This is a genomic window from Kosakonia quasisacchari, from assembly GCF_004331415.1.
Taxonomy (GTDB): domain Bacteria; phylum Pseudomonadota; class Gammaproteobacteria; order Enterobacterales; family Enterobacteriaceae; genus Kosakonia; species Kosakonia quasisacchari.
Map to the genome: position 1 here is coordinate 13,609 of NZ_SJOP01000003.1, position 15,223 is coordinate 28,831.

The following is a 15,223-nucleotide window of genomic DNA, read 5'->3' on the forward strand; positions in this document are numbered from 1 at the left end:
CTCAGGGGGCTTAACCAGCACCCTGCGCTTTTCTTCGCATTGACGCCTTATACTTACTTCATAATGTTGACGTTATCTTTCCGGTAACGAGCAATGCATAACGATAAGGAGAACCTGATTCTGTGCTGACTTTGCTTCATCTGCTTTCTGCCGTGGCTCTGCTGGTGTGGGGCACACATATTGTGCGTACGGGTGTGATGCGTGTTTTTGGCGCACGTTTACGTACCGTTCTTAGCCGTAGCGTCGAAAGGAAACCGCTCGCCTTCTGCGCGGGTATCGGCGTTACTGCGCTGGTGCAGAGCAGTAACGCCACCACCATGCTGGTGGCCTCGTTTGTCGCCCAGGATTTAGTGGCGCTCACTCCTGCGTTGGTGATTGTGCTGGGCGCAGATGTTGGGACAGCGCTGATGGCGCGCATTCTGACGTTCGATCTTTCCTGGCTATCGCCGCTGCTGATTTTTCTTGGCGTCATTTTCTTCCTCGGGCGTAAACAAACGCGCGAAGGCCAGCTTGGGCGTGTCAGCATCGGTCTTGGGTTGATTCTTCTGGCGCTGGAGTTGATTGTGCAGGCGGTTACGCCGATCACTCAGGCCAATGGTGTGCAGGTGATTTTCGCCTCGCTGACCGGCGATATTATGCTCGATGCGCTGATTGGCGCGGTGTTCGCCATTATCAGTTACTCCAGTCTGGCGGCGGTGCTGCTGACGGCGACGCTGGTTACGGCAGGGATTATCTCTTTCCCGGTTGCGCTGTGTCTGGTGATTGGTGCCAACCTCGGTTCCGGCCTGCTGGCGATGCTCAATAACAGTGCCGCTAATGCTGCCGCCCGGCGCGTGGCGCTTGGCAGTTTGCTGTTCAAGCTGGTGGGCAGCCTGATCATTCTGCCGTTTGTGCATGTGCTTGCCACATCAATGCAGAAACTTCCCTTGCCGGAAGCGGAACTGGTTATCTATTTCCATGTGTTTTACAACCTGATCCGTTGCCTGGCGATGGTGCCGTTTGCTGGGCCAATGGCGAAGTTTTGCAAGCGGATCATTCGTGAAGAACCAGAGCTGGATACGCGCCTGAAGCCAAAGCATCTCGACAGTTCCGCGCTGGATACGCCAACGCTGGCGTTGGCCAATGCTGCGCGGGAAACTTTGCGCATGGGCGATGCGATGGAGCTGATGCTTGAAGGGCTGCATAAAGTGATGCACGGCCAGCCCCGTCAGGAGAAAGAACTGCGCAAACAGGCCGAGGACATTAATGTGCTGTACACGGCAATTAAGCTCTATCTGGCGCGTATGCCGAAAGATGAGCTGGCGGAAGAGGAGTCGAAACGCTGGGCGGAAATTATCGAGATGTCGCTGAACCTTGAGCAGGCTTCCGATATTGTCGAGCGCATGGGGAGCGAAATTGCCGACAAATCTCTGGCGGCACGGCGCGCTTTCTCTGTTGAAGGCCTGCAAGAACTCGATGCTCTTCATGAACGGCTGGTGGGCAATCTTAAGCTGGCGATGTCGGTATTTTTCTCCAGCGACATTACCAGCGCCCGGCGTTTACGCCGCAGCAAGCACCGCTTCCGCATTATGAACCGCCGTTATTCTCATGCGCACGTTGACCGCCTGCATCAACAAAACGTGCAAAGCATTGAAACCAGCTCGCTGCACCTTGGTTTGCTGGGCGACATGAAGCGTCTTAACTCCTTGTTCTGCTCGGTGGCTTACAGCGTGCTGGAACAGCCGGATGAAGACGACGAGCGCGACGATGCTTAACCCGTACCGTGCCTGCGGGCACGGTAGCTAAAATCCCACTTTTACTGCGTAAATGCACAAATTCGATTTGGCATGGCTAAAATCCGGTTTTATCTCCCGGCGAAGCCAGTTATATTCCGCTTTTACAGGAGAATTTATGCTGCCAACCCAATCAACACGTTTAAACAAATACATCAGCGAAAGCGGGATTTGCTCACGCCGTGAGGCCGACCGTTACATTGAGCAAGGCAATGTCTTTATCAACGGCAAGCGCGCCGGGATCGGCGATCAGGTGGTTGCCGGAGACGTTGTGAAAGTGAACGGTCAACTTATCGAGCCGAGAGACGACGAAGATTTGGTGTTTATTGCGTTGAATAAACCCGTTGGCATTGTCAGTACCACTGAAGATGGCGAAAAAGACAATATCGTTGATTTCGTTAATCACAGCAGCCGTATCTTCCCCATTGGCCGTCTGGACAAAGATTCACAGGGGCTGATTTTTCTCACTAACCACGGCGATTTAGTCAATAAAATCCTGCGTGCTGGTAACGATCACGAGAAAGAGTATCTGGTGACCGTCAATAAGCCCGTCACCGACGAATTCGTGCAGGGTATGAGCGCGGGCGTGCCAATCCTCGGCACCAAAACCAAAAAGTGCAAGGTAAAAAAAGAAGCGCCGTTTACTTTTCGCATCACGCTCGTTCAGGGACTGAACCGCCAAATTCGCCGCATGTGCGAACACTTTGGTTATGAAGTCACCAAACTTGAGCGTACGCGCATTATGAACGTCAGTCTCACTGGCTTGCCGCCAGGGGAGTGGCGTGATCTGACGGATGACGAGCTGATCGCGCTGTTTAAGCTGATTGAGAACTCATCGTCGGAAGCGAAGCCGAAAGCAAAAGCGAAACCGCAGGCGGCGAAAAAGCCCGCAGTAAAAGTGGCGAAGCCCGAAGAGAAAGGCCGGGCAAACACGGCGGGGAAACGATTTACCCAGCCGGGCAGGAAAAAGAAAGGGCGCTAACTAGCGCCTGCCGCGCGTTGAGGTGGTGGCCGACCAGGAAAACGTGGCGTTCTCATCCGGTTTATAAGCCTGCTGTTTCTTCATCTGGCGGGCTTTCTTCGCTGTAGCTTCGCGCTGCGCCATCAGTTTATCGATGTACTCCTTCTTCACATGATTAGCTTCAGCGTTGCTGAGCGGGCGTCCATGCGCGATACGGGCGCGATCCAGCAGCGTTTTCAACTCCCGCTGTTCACTCTCCGTCATCTCTTTTTGCGTCAGTCTGGTCAGTGCCATAAAGCGTTCTCCTTGGGAAGTGCATCGAGTCTACGCGATGTAAGGGGGGATGTCTGCGTGGTCGTGCATAAACCCCGGAAGGTGCTTCGCAGATTTGTTTTTTGGCGGGAGACTTTTCGGTACTGCCCTGTAGGGTGATGCACTTACGGTAAGAGGTTTAAGTCGGTAAAAACGACGAATGTTTCCATCTTGTCAACATTACCAACAGCAGTTATGATGTTTCCATAATGGAACGTGTGAGGGAGCGATGCACGTTATATCAAGGAGGCCGTTCGATAACGCGGCTAAAGATTTTCCAAACCATACGCTGGCGCTGGACGCGGTTTACAAAATCCTGAAAAACACTGTTTACAAGAATCCAGACGAGTTGCGAGAAGAGTTCCCAAGCCTGGATAAGATGAAATACAGGGATAAATGGTGGGTCATCAATGTCGGTGGCAACCATTTGCGAGTGCTGTTTTTCGCAGATTTTGAATCAGCAAAGATATTTGTCAAACATATTGTGACCCATGCTGAATACGGCAAGTTGATAAGACATTACCGGGAGACCAAAGAATGATTGAGGATGCGATCAAGGCCGCTGACGAGCTGGTGAAACTGGTGCCTTTTTTGGGAAATCACCCCGGCAAAGAGGATTATGAGCAGGCGCTGGAGATGGTTGAACGGTTGCTCACACATGCGCCGGAAAGCTCACTGGTCGCGCTGCTTACCGCAAAGATAGAGCACTATGAAAATAACGACCCGGAACTGGCGGCGTTTAACGCGCGTATCGCTGCACTGCCACGCGGCGTTGCCGCCTTACGTGTTTTGATGGATCAGCACGGGTTAAATCAGTCCTCGTTTCGTGATGAAATCGGCCAGCGTTCCCTGGTAAGCCGCATCCTTAATGGCGAGCGCAACCTGACTGTCGACCATATCAGGGCGCTGGCGAAACGCTTTAATGTATCGACCGACGTGTTTATTGAGCCAGTCCATCACATCGCGGGTTGAGTGAAATGGCTGCGATGACAGCCATTTCTTGCAAGGTTAACCCTCTTTCACCGCTTCCGTTTTGCGCCCGTCGATCGGTTTGCCCGACCAGTAGCCCGCCAGCAGTGAACCGGAAAGGTTGTGCCATACGGAGAACAGCGCACCAGGCAGCGCGGCGAGCGGCGAGAAGTAGATTTTGCCTAATGCCGCAGCAAGGCCGGAGTTCTGCATGCCCACCTCAATGGCCAGCGTTCGGCAGGTCGATTCATCAAAGCCGAACAGACGCCCACCCCAGTAACCGCCGAGCAGACCAATGCTGTTATGCAGGATCACCGCGACAATCACTACCAGGCCAACAGAAGCGATATAGTTCGCAGAACCCGCGACCACCGCGCTAATGATTGCCAGGATGCAGACCATGGAAAATGCCGGCAAATATGGCTCCAGCGCGTTAACCACGCGCGGGAACAGGTGATGCACTATTAGCCCTAACGCAATCGGGATCACTACTATTTGCAGGATGCTCAACAGCATGCCCATTACATCTACCTGAATATGCGCATCGACATACAGACGCGTCAGCAGCGGCGTGGCGACAACGCCCACCAGCGTCGAAACCGAGGAGATGGTGACGGACAGCGCGACATCGCCTTTTGCCAGATAAATCATCACGTTTGATGCCGTTCCGCTGGCTACACTTCCCACCAGCACCATGCCAGCAGAGAGATCCGGCGGCATCTTAAAAATCAGCGCCAGTAGCCATGCCGCCAGCGGCATCACCAGATAGTGCAGGAAAATGCCGGCGGCAACCGGAGCCGGGCGCGACAGGACGCGTTTGAAGTCATCAATTTTTAGGTGCACGCCCATGCCAAACATAATCAGCATCAACAGCGTGGTCACCCACGGGCCAATGGCGATAAACGTTGGCGGGAAATAATACGCGAGTACCGAGAGCAGCAGCGCCCATAACGGGAACAGCCGCGTGAAAGTTGCGAGCATGTGGGGATTCCTTGCGATTGTTGTGTTGTGTTTTTATTACCCTTCATTCTGCAGGTTACAGTTGGGCGGGCTGCGCCGTTTATCCGAGCAAATAGGCGGATTTAACCAGACAGCCTCACCCCTTCAGAGCCAGCGCAAGCGCTGTTCACAACTTCTCCTGCAACTCGAATGACTGAGGGTATTTAAGGAGGGGATCGAGCCCGACCATTGATATTGTTTATCGTGCTAAGGAATATTATTCAAACAAATTATGATGAAGATCTTTTATGTTGCGCTGCGTACGCTTTCCCAGCTCAACCCGAAGCGAGCCAGGTATTTGCGCAGGCGATCCGCATCATTCGGATTGGCCTTTCTCTGTCGGGAAATGGCGAACAATTCGCGCCCCGCTTCCGAAAGCGTCTGGCTGCGTCTGCAGACAGCAATCACCGTTTCCAACTGGCGTTGATCGAACAAATCCAGCGTGCTGATATCCACGGGCAGGTCTTGCAATGCTGACGCCCCGCGCCAGTGATACGCTAAACGCTGCACCTCTTCTTCAACTAACGCGTCGTTAATCCGCCCCTGTTCCGCCAGCGTTGCCATTCGCGCGATTGACGTGCTCAATTCGCGAAAATTGCCGCGCCACGCTGCGTGAGGAGAACAAGCGAAGGCCAGATAGCGCTCGCGAGCGCTCTTATCAAAGCGGATTTGCGTCTGCTGCTGCTGTGAAAAACGCTGGAGTTCGTACTCAATATTCGGGGCGATATCTTCCCGTCGCTCCGCCAGACCCGGTAGCGCGAACGTCCACATATTGATACGCGCAAAGAGATCTTCCCTGAAGCGTCCTTCATCCACCCACTGCTGCATATTCCGGTGCGTACCCGCAATCAGTTGAAAATCACTGTGCACTTCTTTATCGGAGCCAAAGGGGAAAAAAGTCTTCTCTTCAATTGCCTTCAGCAGCATCGCCTGCTCATCCAGCCCCAACTCGGTAATCTCATCCAGGAACAACACCCCGCCATCGGCTTCTCGCAGCAGGCCGGTGCGCGCCTGTTGTGCGCCGGTAAAAGCGCCTTTCACATGGCCGAACAGTGTCGACATGGCATTATCGCCGCGCAGCGTGGCGCAGTTCACCGCCACCAGACGCCCCTGCACCAGGTGGCGGGATTGGCGTAACTGAAAGATGCGTTTTGCCAGAAACGATTTCCCCGCACCGGTTGGCCCGGTCAGCAGAATGGGCGCTGTTGAACGCAGCGATACGCGTTCGATTTGCTCGATTAAGCGGTTAAAGGTGGCATTACGCGTATCAATACCGGATTTCAGAAACGACACCGACTGCTGTTGTTCGCGCTGAAAACGGCTGGTCAACGTGGCGTAACGGCTTAAATCGAGATCGATAACTGAACAGACGCCAGCGGCTATCGCCTCGTCAGAAGCGCCTTTCGCCGCCGGGCCGGTCTGCAACAGACTGGCGGGCAGATAACGCGCTTCGGTCAGCAGGAACCAGCAGATCTGCGCGACGTGCGTCCCGGTGGTGATATGCACCAGGTACTCTTCATTTTCTGTATCAAACGGATAATGGGTGGCGAAATCGAGAAACGCGGCATACACCTCTTCAAAATCCCACGGATCTTTAATCATCATCGCATGTTTGCGTACCTCGGTATGCGGTGAAACGAGCGCAATGTCATCCGCTGTCTGCTGCGCCAGACCTTCATCGCGCGGCTGGTGCAGCAATTCAAGCCTGTCGACAGCGAAATCCGGCTGCTGGCACAACCCTACGGTGGGCCGCCATTTGCGAAACCGGTTTTGCCGTTTGCCACGTTTATCCAGCACCGTTCCCAGTACACCGATCACCACTCGACGCTTCATGTTTATCCCATAAGATAAAAACCGATATATAAAGATAAAAAATAATAACCCCCACGGCAATGTCATTGATTGCGATAAAAATAAACTTTTTATTTTTCAAATAAATAAAAAATTTACTCGCATGTTTATGATTCTGGCACGCTTCTGGCAATAAGTATTATGTCAGCACGCTGAGTTAGCAGGGGTTACGCACCCCGCCGGCGCACCAGGAACGGCACAAGACGTTTTCCGGGGGCGTTCCGTCTGCGGAAAGACATTTGCGAAAAGTCGGTTCTTTTTCGGGTTCGAATCCCGAATTCGCCACCTTATCTATGGAGATAAACAGGCAGTACCCCGGTAATCGGGCTGTTAACGATTACCTCCCAACGACCGCCGGTAACGGCGCCGGGCGGCAGGCAAAACGGTGTTTCCCCTGCGGCTTCGCCCCTGCATTCGCGGTCGTTAAGGCTAACGATTTAAGGAGAAAGTCATGACCAACAAAATCACAATACGTAAAGGTCAATTAGGTTTACTGGCAAAAGAGGGTGACTACATCCAGGTTCTGGAAACCGGTGAGCACCGCCTGCCGTGGTTCAACAAACCCGACGTGCTGGTGGTCAATACCGATGGCAGTGAAGTGGCCGCTGGTCTGGCGGAATATTTGCGCCGCTTCCAGCCACAGTGGGTGGAGCGTTACTGCCTGGCTGCCGATATGTCAGATAACGAAGCCGGTGCGCTTTATCTCAACGGCATGCTGCTGGAGATCCTGCCGCCTTCAACGCGCCGCCTGTACTGGCAAGCGGATGACGCGCTGAAACTGGTACGCATGGATACTCGCGACGTGCGTGTTCCCACGGAGATCCTTAACGCCGTGGCGCAACCCAAACGCGGCGTGGCGGTAAAAGGCCGCGACGCGATTCTGGCGGTGCAGGTTCCGGCCTGGCACGCGGGGGTTTTAAAAGTCGACGGCGTGACGCAGGCGCTGTTACCGGCGGGGTTGAGCGGCTACTGGAAAGTGAATCATCTGGTGGAAGCCGAAGTGGTGGACTTACGCCTGCAAGTCCTTGAAGTGAGCGGCCAGGAGATCCTGACCAAAGATAAAGTCACCTTGCGGCTGAACCTGGCGGCGAACTGGCGTTACACCGATGTATTAAGCGCTTTTGCCCAACTGAGCAAACCGCTAGATCACCTCTACCGCGAGTTGCAGTTTGCCCTGCGCGAAGCGGTGGGTACGCGCACGCTGGATGAGCTGCTGGAAGATAAACAGGTCATTGATGAGTTAGTGAGTGCGCAGGTGGCGAATCGCATGGCGGCGTTTGGTATTGAAGTGGCATCGTTAGGGGTGAAAGACATCATCCTGCCGGGTGAGATGAAAACCATTCTGTCGCGCTTAGTGGAAGCGGAAAAATCGGCGCAGGCCAATGTTATCCGCCGTCGTGAAGAGACCGCAGCGACCCGTTCGTTGTTGAACACGGCAAAAGTGATGGAGAGCAACCCGGTGGCGTTGCGCCTTAAAGAATTGGAAACGCTGGAGCGTGTGGCGGAGCGCATCGATAAGATCTCGGTCTTTGGTGGCCTCGACCAGGTACTGCACGGCCTTGTTAACATCAAAGGAAGTCATGATGCAGCATAACGACTATCAACTGCTGGCGCAGGAGCACAGTGCGCCAGTGAAAATGTGGACTCACGGCGTGCCGGTCGAACCCGAAGCGCGTGAGCAGTTGCTGAACACAGCAAAAATGCCGTTTATCTTCAGGCACCTGGCGGTGATGCCAGATGTGCATCTGGGGAAAGGCTCGACCATTGGCAGCGTGATCCCAACCAAAGGGGCGATTATCCCGGCGGCGGTGGGCGTGGATATTGGCTGCGGCATGATTGCCGTGCGCACCTCGCTGCTGGCGGCGGATCTGCCAGATAACCTCGGCGGGTTGCGCAGTGCCATTGAGCAGGCAGTACCGCACGGACGTTCGGTGAACCGTTCGAAACGTGATAAAGGCGCGTGGGAAAACCCGCCGCAAGAGGTGGATAGCCACTGGGCGTTGCTTGCGCCGCGCTTTAAGCGCCTGACGGATAAATACCCGCGCTTGTTGCAAACCAACAATCATCAACATTTGGGAACGTTGGGAACCGGCAATCACTTTATTGAAGTGTGTCTGGATGAGCAGCAGCGCGTGTGGGTGATGTTGCACAGCGGTTCGCGCGGCGTGGGTAACGCCATCGGTAACGTGTTTATCACCCTGGCGCAGCAGGATATGCAGCAGCATATCGCCAATTTGCCGGACCGAAACCTGGCCTATTTTCAGGAAGGCAGCAAGCACTACGACGACTATCTGGAAGCGGTCGAATGGGCGCAGGATTTTGCCCGCCATAACCGTGAAGTGATGATATCGCGCGTACTGGCGGCACTGGCGCGTATTGTGATCAAACCGTTTATCACCCAGCAGGAAGCGGTGAATTGCCACCACAACTATGTGCAAAAAGAGACGCACTTTGGCGAAGAAGTACTGGTGACGCGTAAAGGTGCGGTGTCGGCGCAAAAAGGGCAGATGGGGATTATTCCCGGCTCGATGGGTGCGAAAAGTTTTATCGTGCGTGGGCTGGGAAATGAAGAGAGCTTCTGCTCATGCAGCCACGGAGCAGGGCGCACCATGAGCCGTACGACGGCAAAAAAACGCTTTACCGTAGAAGATCAAATACGCGCTACTGCGCATGTGGAGTGCCGTAAAGACAGCGAGGTGATCGATGAGATCCCGATGGCTTACAAAGATATCGACGCGGTGATGGCCGCCCAAAACGCGCTGGTAGAAGTGGTGCATACCCTGCGGCAGGTGGTGTGTGTGAAAGGATAAGAAGGATAGTCATAATGGAACCTTTAGGTGTGGATGTCGCCATGCGCAGGCGTGTGCGGCAGGTGTTACACGATGTGGAAAAAACCTACGGCGTGAAAGTGCTTTACGCCTGCGAATCCGGCAGCCGCGGCTGGGGCTTCGCTTCACCGGATAGCGATTACGATGTACGCTTTTTGTATGTGCATCAACCGGACTGGTATTTGCGCGTCGAGCCGCAGCGTGATGTCATCGAACTGCCGATAGACGATGAACTGGACGTTTGCGGGTGGGAGTGGCGCAAAGCGTTGGGATTGCTGAAAAGCGCTAACCCGGCCTTAATCGAATGGTTAGATTCCCCGATCGTCTACCAGCAGGATGACGCCACGCTCGCCGCGTTGCGTGTGCAGGTGCCACGCTGGTTTTCGCCGGTCAGAGCGCGCTGGCACTACTATTCGATGGCGAAAAAGAACTTTCGCGGCTATTTGCAGGGCAAACAGGTACGGCTGAAAAAGTACTTTTATGTGCTACGTCCGCTGCTGGCGGTACGCTGGATAGAAGCGGGCAAAGGGATGCCGCCAATGCGTTTTGCCACGCTATTGGCAGGGTGCGACCTTGCTGCGCCGTTGCGCGCGGAAATCGATGAGCTGCTGGCGTTAAAACAGCGGGCAGGTGAGGCTCAGTATGGTGCGCGACGCCCGCTGCTGCATGCATTTATCAGCGATGAGCTGGCGCGTGGCGAAGTGCCGGATGCACTACCGGAAAGCCGCAGCGGCAAGGTGAGAGATCTTGACGCGTTGCTGTTCCAGACGGTAATGGCATAAGAAAAAAGGCCCGGTGATTCACCGGGCCTTTTGTTCTCACCTGCAAACGGAGAGGAATTACTCAAACAAGTTGTGATGCAGTTTTTGCACTACCTGTTCGGCCTCTTTTCCCGGCACCAGGAAGCAGAGATTATGGCTGGATGCGCCATAGCAAATCATGCGGATATTGAACGGATCCAGCACACCAAATACCTCTTTACCGACGCCGCAGGCTTTCGACAAATCGTTGCCGATAATCGCCACCAGCGCTAAATCTTCTTCCACTTCCACCCGGCACAGGGAAGAGAGCTCGGTCAGCAGCGCCTGCGTTAATAATGTATCGCCGGTCGACGTTGAACCGGTGGTGTCCAGCGTCAACGCCACACTCACTTCTGAGGTGGTTATCAAATCAACCGAGATACTGTGACGCGCCAGGATGCCAAACACTTCCGCAAGAAAACCGCGTGAGTGCAGCATGTTCAGGCTGTGCAGCGTGAGCAGTGTCTGCTTGCGGCGCAGCGCCAGCGCGCGAAACAGCGGCGGGTTGCGGGTGTTGTTGCACACCAGTGTGCCACCGGCTTTCGGGTCTTTGCTGGAACCGACAAAAACCGGAATGTCACTGCGTACCGCAGGCAACAGCGTGGCGGGATGCAGCACTTTCGCGCCGAATGTCGCCATCTCTGCCGCTTCTTCAAAGGCGATCTCATCAATGCGTTTCGCGGCGGGCACCACGCGCGGGTCGGTGGTGTAAATGCCCGGGACATCGGTCCAGATATCCACACGAGAGGCGTGCAGCGCTTCGCCCAGCAGCGCGGCGGTATAATCGCTGCCGCCGCGGCCAAGCGTGGTAGTGCGGCCTTTGGCTTCACTCCCGATAAAGCCCTGGGTAATCACTAACCCTTCATTCAGGCGCGGCGCGAGTTGTTGTCCGGCAAGTTCCGCCAGTGCGGTGACATCCGGTTCAGCGCGGCCAAAACGGTCGCTGGTGCGCATCACTTTGCGCACGTCAAACCACTGTGCCTGGACACTGCGTTGGCGCAGCACTTCCACAAACAGCAGCGTTGACATCAGCTCGCCGTGGCTGACTAATTCGTCGGTCAGCGCCGTGGATGTCGCCAGCGATGCGGCTTCGGCAAGCGTGGTGATATTGTCCAGTAACCGCTCAATCTCTTCGCGGATAACCGCCGGGTTCGCCAGACGTTCCAGAATATCGAACTGAATTTTGCGGATAGCGTCGAGCTTGACGAAACGCTCGCTGGCTTGCAGCCCTTCAGCCAGCGCCACCAGTAAATTGGTTACCCCTGCGGAAGCGGAAAGCACCACCAGACGGACGCTGGCATCGGAAAGCACCACGTCCGCACTGCGGTTCATGGCATCAAAATCGGCAACGCTGGTGCCGCCAAATTTGGCGACAACGAAACTAGTCATAACAACCTCGTGTCAGGGGGATTCTCTATTCAGCCATGGCACAAGGAAAGAGCGAAAAATCGGGGTGGGCGCAGAGCGATAAACAGCTACGATTTCCCCAGAAGTGCTCCACCTTGTCTGCCCACTTTCCGTAACGTCTGCGGACATGAAACGTTCGACTGCGAACGCTTCTGGTGACAACCCAGGGGATTCAGCCCCTGTAGCCGATAACGCACGCTGCCAGGCGTTTTGTTATCTCGGCGTTACTCCCCCTCAGGTGTTTTCATCAGCCTGGCGCTTCGAACACCGTGTGCCTGGGTAACGCGCCTCTTCTGGCTATTTTACCTTCGCCTTTCATGCCGCAGCGGCGTTGGCCGCCTTCACTTACCCCGGTCACTTACTGGTGTAAGCTCCCGGGGATGCGCTCAGTTGCCGCCTTGCTGCAACGCGAAATGCTTTGGTAAGGATTACCTTCGCTTTCACGCCGCAGCGGCGTTGGCTGCCTTCACTTACCCCGGTCACTTACTGGTGTAAGCTCCCGGGGATGCGCTCAGTTGCTGCCTTGCTGCAACGCAAAATGCTTTGGTAAGGATTACCTTCGCTTTCACGCCGCAGCGGCGTTGGCTGCCTTCACTTACCCCGGTCACTTACTGGTGTAAGCTCCCGGAGATGCGCTCAGTTGCCGCCTTGCTGCAACGCGAAATGCTTTGGTAATACAAACCCGCGCATGCGCGGGTAGTGCGTTTATAAATAAAGGGTTAGCAGGCATGCTGTCAACGCCGGGATTATGCGGATTTTTCATGCTGCTTTCGCTGTCAGTAAAATGACTTATGTTGTGCTCTAATTCGGCGAATTTTGGTCGTTATCCGCCCGCGTGTACGGCGAGACGGCAGAAAAACCATCACAATTTTCCACGGCAGGCGCTACAATCGACGGCAGTCTCAATTCTCAAATCAGAAGAGTATTGCTATGAAAAACATCAATCCAACGCAGACATCTGCCTGGCAGGCATTACAAAAACACTACGCTGACATGAAGGACGTCACCATCGCGGATCTGTTCGCGAAAGAGGGCGACCGCTTTAGCAAATTCTCCGCAACGTTTGACGACCTGATGCTGGTGGATTTCTCCAAAAACCGCATCACGCAAGAGACGCTGGACAAGCTGCTGGCGCTGGCCAAAGAGACCGATCTGGCGGGTGCGATCAAATCCATGTTCTCCGGTGAGAAAATCAACCGCACCGAAGATCGCGCCGTGCTGCATGTTGCGCTGCGTAACCGTAGCAATACCCCGATTGTGGTGGATGGCAAAGATGTGATGCCGGAAGTCAACGCGGTGCTGGAGAAGATGAAAGCCTTCTCTGAAGCGATCATTTCAGGTAGCTGGAAAGGGTACACCGGCAAACCGATCACCGACGTGGTGAACATCGGTATCGGCGGTTCCGACCTCGGCCCGTTCATGGTGACCGAAGCGCTGCGCCCGTATAAAAACCACCTGAACATGCATTTCGTCTCTAACGTCGATGGTACGCACATCGCCGAAGTGCTGAAAAAAGTGAACCCGGAAACCACGTTGTTCCTCGTGGCGTCCAAAACCTTCACCACCCAGGAAACCATGACCAACGCCCACAGCGCGCGCGACTGGTTCCTGAAAACCGCTGGTGACAACAAACACGTGGCGAAACACTTCGCGGCGCTCTCTACCAACGCGAAAGCGGTTGGCGAGTTCGGCATCGACACCGCTAACATGTTTGAATTCTGGGATTGGGTCGGTGGCCGCTACTCTCTGTGGTCGGCGATTGGCCTGTCTATCATCCTCTCCGTGGGTTACGACAACTTCGTTGAGTTGCTCTCCGGCGCGCACGCGATGGACAAGCACTTCTCCACCACTGAGCTTGATAAAAACCTGCCGGTGCTGCTGGCGTTGATCGGCATCTGGTACAACAACTTCTTTGGCGCTGAAACCGAAGCGATTCTGCCGTACGACCAGTACATGCACCGTTTCGCCGCTTACTTCCAGCAAGGCAACATGGAATCCAACGGTAAATACGTTGACCGTAACGGCAACGCGGTGGATTACCAGACGGGTCCAATCATTTGGGGTGAGCCGGGCACGAATGGTCAGCATGCGTTCTATCAGCTGATTCACCAGGGCACCAAAATGGTTCCGTGTGATTTCATCGCGCCGGCTATCACCCATAACGCGCTTTCCGATCACCACCAGAAACTGCTGTCGAACTTCTTTGCCCAGACCGAAGCGTTGGCGTTCGGTAAATCCCGCGACGTGGTCGAGCAGGAATATCGCGATCAGGGTAAAGACCCGGCAACGCTTAACCACGTTGTGCCGTTCAAAGTGTTTGAAGGTAACCGCCCGACTAACTCTATTTTACTGCGCGAAATCACCCCGTTTAGCCTGGGCGCGCTGATTGCGCTGTACGAGCACAAAATCTTCACCCAGGGCGCAATCCTTAACATCTTCACTTTTGACCAGTGGGGCGTAGAGCTGGGTAAACAGCTGGCGAACCGCATTCTGCCGGAACTGGGCGATGACAAATCCATCTCCAGCCACGACAGCTCAACCAATGGGCTGATCAACCGCTATAAATCCTGGCGCGGTTAAGTCCCATAAGCGTCGCTTCGGCGGCGCTTTTTTTTACCGATTATATTTATTCCTGCATGGTTATATTGCGAGTGGATTTCGCCGGATATATATAAGCAATTCCGATATCGATATTTTAAAGCTAAATTATGGGGATTATTCCTGGTTCGCTGTTTCTATATCTATCATCAGGTTTATCTGAAAAACACTCCAGACGGATAAGCGGTTGCTATAAATTTTAGGACTAGCCTTATTGTGTCAATATTTTATCATTATTTAATTCTTTGAAACATATCACATTTTTTAGTTTGAACTTCTTTTTTTAAATGCCTGATACCAATTTTCCGAAAACGTTCCCCGCTATTTCCCGATGCGTAAACCCTCTGCTTTAGTTGTGTATACTCGATATCGCCTGAATTCTTTCTGGCAAATCTCCATTCATTCAATGAAGGGAAATTGATATGAAAAAAGTCCTGTATGGCATTTTTGCCATATCCGCGCTTGCGGCGACTTCTGCTTTTGCGGCACCGGTGCAAATCGGTGAAGCGGCAGGGTCGGCAGCGACCTCTGTTTCTGCGGGTAGCTCCGCAGCAACGAGTGTTAGCACCGTAGGGTCCGCGGTGGGTGTCGCGCTGGCGGCAACCGGTGGCGGTGATGGCTCCAACACGGGAACCACGACCACCACGACCACAAGTACCCAGTAATAGCGGGTACATTAACTATAACCACACTTCGGTGTGGTTATTCCGCCCCTTTCGGAGAAGA

At 54.2% G+C, this 15,223-nt stretch carries 13 protein-coding genes and 1 riboswitch; of the genes, 9 read left to right on the plus strand and 4 right to left on the minus strand.

The genetic code is table 11. The features are described 5' to 3' along the window. The first annotated feature begins 122 nt into the window (after positions 1-122). Positions 123-1,754 carry a Na/Pi cotransporter family protein gene (locus E0L21_RS03895; protein WP_131406961.1) on the plus strand — a complete coding sequence of 544 codons (1,632 nt, stop codon included), beginning with the start codon at positions 123-125 and terminating at the stop codon, positions 1,752-1,754. Positions 1,755-1,890: 136 nt separating this feature from the next. Beyond that, the gene (rluF, locus tag E0L21_RS03900) at positions 1,891-2,754 is read left to right on the plus strand and encodes a 23S rRNA pseudouridine(2604) synthase RluF (protein WP_131406963.1); all 864 of its coding nucleotides are present in this window, start codon (positions 1,891-1,893) and stop codon (positions 2,752-2,754) included. Here rluF and E0L21_RS03905 read toward each other — a convergent pair whose 3' ends face one another. Further along, a complete protein-coding gene (locus E0L21_RS03905) occupies positions 2,755-3,027 on the minus strand; it encodes a DUF3811 domain-containing protein (protein WP_131406965.1) in 273 nt (90 codons plus the stop codon). It abuts the gene before it with no gap. A gap of 247 nt (positions 3,028-3,274) precedes the next feature. Between E0L21_RS03905 and E0L21_RS03910 the strand changes: the two genes are divergently transcribed. Together E0L21_RS03910 and E0L21_RS03915 are read left to right on the plus strand one after the other, a co-directional pair. Continuing rightward, on the plus strand, positions 3,275-3,586 hold the full coding sequence (locus E0L21_RS03910; RefSeq protein WP_131406967.1) for a type II toxin-antitoxin system HigB family toxin: 312 nt from the start codon (positions 3,275-3,277) through the stop codon (positions 3,584-3,586). Beyond that, positions 3,583-4,017, plus strand: coding sequence for a helix-turn-helix domain-containing protein (locus tag E0L21_RS03915; protein ID WP_131406969.1), 435 nt, complete (start codon positions 3,583-3,585; stop codon positions 4,015-4,017). The genes E0L21_RS03910 and E0L21_RS03915 overlap by 4 nt, the downstream gene beginning before the upstream one ends. A gap of 36 nt (positions 4,018-4,053) precedes the next feature. Here the strand turns inward: E0L21_RS03915 and panS are convergent, their stop codons facing one another. Further along, entirely contained in the window at positions 4,054-4,995 is a 942-nt protein-coding gene (panS, locus tag E0L21_RS03920) for a ketopantoate/pantoate/pantothenate transporter PanS (protein WP_131406971.1), read from the minus strand. 264 nt (positions 4,996-5,259) lie between these two features. Further along, positions 5,260-6,846, minus strand: a complete 1,587-nt coding sequence (rtcR, locus tag E0L21_RS03925; protein ID WP_131406973.1) for an RNA repair transcriptional activator RtcR — start codon at positions 6,844-6,846, stop codon at positions 5,260-5,262. 469 nt (positions 6,847-7,315) lie between these two features. Between rtcR and E0L21_RS03930 the strand changes: the two genes are divergently transcribed. Genes E0L21_RS03930 through E0L21_RS03940 form a run of 3 tightly spaced genes read left to right on the plus strand, consistent with a single transcriptional unit; the run spans position 7,316 to position 10,474 of the window. Beyond that, the gene (locus tag E0L21_RS03930) at positions 7,316-8,458 is read left to right on the plus strand and encodes a slipin family protein (RefSeq protein ID WP_131406975.1); all 1,143 of its coding nucleotides are present in this window, start codon (positions 7,316-7,318) and stop codon (positions 8,456-8,458) included. Beyond that, positions 8,448-9,674, plus strand: a complete 1,227-nt coding sequence (locus E0L21_RS03935) for an RtcB family protein (protein ID WP_131407421.1) — start codon at positions 8,448-8,450, stop codon at positions 9,672-9,674. The genes E0L21_RS03930 and E0L21_RS03935 overlap by 11 nt, the downstream gene beginning before the upstream one ends. Positions 9,675-9,688: 14 nt before the next feature. Further along, positions 9,689-10,474 (plus strand): nucleotidyltransferase domain-containing protein, encoded by a 786-nt coding sequence (locus E0L21_RS03940; protein ID WP_131406977.1) that lies wholly within the window; start codon positions 9,689-9,691, stop codon positions 10,472-10,474. 57 nt (positions 10,475-10,531) lie between these two features. Here the strand turns inward: E0L21_RS03940 and lysC are convergent, their stop codons facing one another. Next, complete coding sequence (gene lysC, locus E0L21_RS03945) at positions 10,532-11,881, minus strand: lysine-sensitive aspartokinase 3 (RefSeq protein WP_131406979.1); 1,350 nt, start codon at positions 11,879-11,881, stop codon at positions 10,532-10,534. Between the two features lie 93 nt (positions 11,882-11,974). Then, positions 11,975-12,200: riboswitch (Lysine riboswitch) on the minus strand. Between the two features lie 629 nt (positions 12,201-12,829). Between lysC and pgi the strand changes: the two genes are divergently transcribed. Together pgi and yjbE are read left to right on the plus strand one after the other, a co-directional pair. Then, positions 12,830-14,479: a glucose-6-phosphate isomerase gene (gene pgi / locus E0L21_RS03950; protein WP_131406981.1), complete on the plus strand. Its 1,650-nt coding sequence runs from the start codon at positions 12,830-12,832 to the stop codon at positions 14,477-14,479. Positions 14,480-14,919: 440 nt separating this feature from the next. Beyond that, entirely contained in the window at positions 14,920-15,162 is a 243-nt protein-coding gene (gene yjbE, locus E0L21_RS03955; protein WP_007372406.1) for an exopolysaccharide production protein YjbE, read from the plus strand. Positions 15,163-15,223 lie beyond the last annotated feature (61 nt).

Excerpts from the sequence above, each read along its gene's own strand:
- rtcR (WP_131406973.1), bottom strand. The coding sequence starts at position 6,846 with ATGAAGCGTCGAGTGGTGATCGGTGTACTGGGAACGGTGCTGGATAAA.
- panS (WP_131406971.1), bottom strand. The coding sequence starts at position 4,995 with ATGCTCGCAACTTTCACGCGGCTGTTCCCGTTATGGGCGCTGCTGCTC.
- E0L21_RS03905 (WP_131406965.1), bottom strand. The coding sequence starts at position 3,027 with ATGGCACTGACCAGACTGACGCAAAAAGAGATGACGGAGAGTGAACAG.
- yjbE (WP_007372406.1), top strand. The coding sequence starts at position 14,920 with ATGAAAAAAGTCCTGTATGGCATTTTTGCCATATCCGCGCTTGCGGCG.
- E0L21_RS03940 (WP_131406977.1), top strand. The coding sequence starts at position 9,689 with ATGGAACCTTTAGGTGTGGATGTCGCCATGCGCAGGCGTGTGCGGCAG.
- E0L21_RS03910 (WP_131406967.1), top strand. The coding sequence starts at position 3,275 with ATGCACGTTATATCAAGGAGGCCGTTCGATAACGCGGCTAAAGATTTT.
- E0L21_RS03930 (WP_131406975.1), top strand. The coding sequence starts at position 7,316 with ATGACCAACAAAATCACAATACGTAAAGGTCAATTAGGTTTACTGGCA.
- lysC (WP_131406979.1), bottom strand. The coding sequence starts at position 11,881 with ATGACTAGTTTCGTTGTCGCCAAATTTGGCGGCACCAGCGTTGCCGAT.
- pgi (WP_131406981.1), top strand. The coding sequence starts at position 12,830 with ATGAAAAACATCAATCCAACGCAGACATCTGCCTGGCAGGCATTACAA.
- E0L21_RS03915 (WP_131406969.1), top strand. The coding sequence starts at position 3,583 with ATGATTGAGGATGCGATCAAGGCCGCTGACGAGCTGGTGAAACTGGTG.
- E0L21_RS03935 (WP_131407421.1), top strand. The coding sequence starts at position 8,448 with ATGCAGCATAACGACTATCAACTGCTGGCGCAGGAGCACAGTGCGCCA.
- rluF (WP_131406963.1), top strand. The coding sequence starts at position 1,891 with ATGCTGCCAACCCAATCAACACGTTTAAACAAATACATCAGCGAAAGC.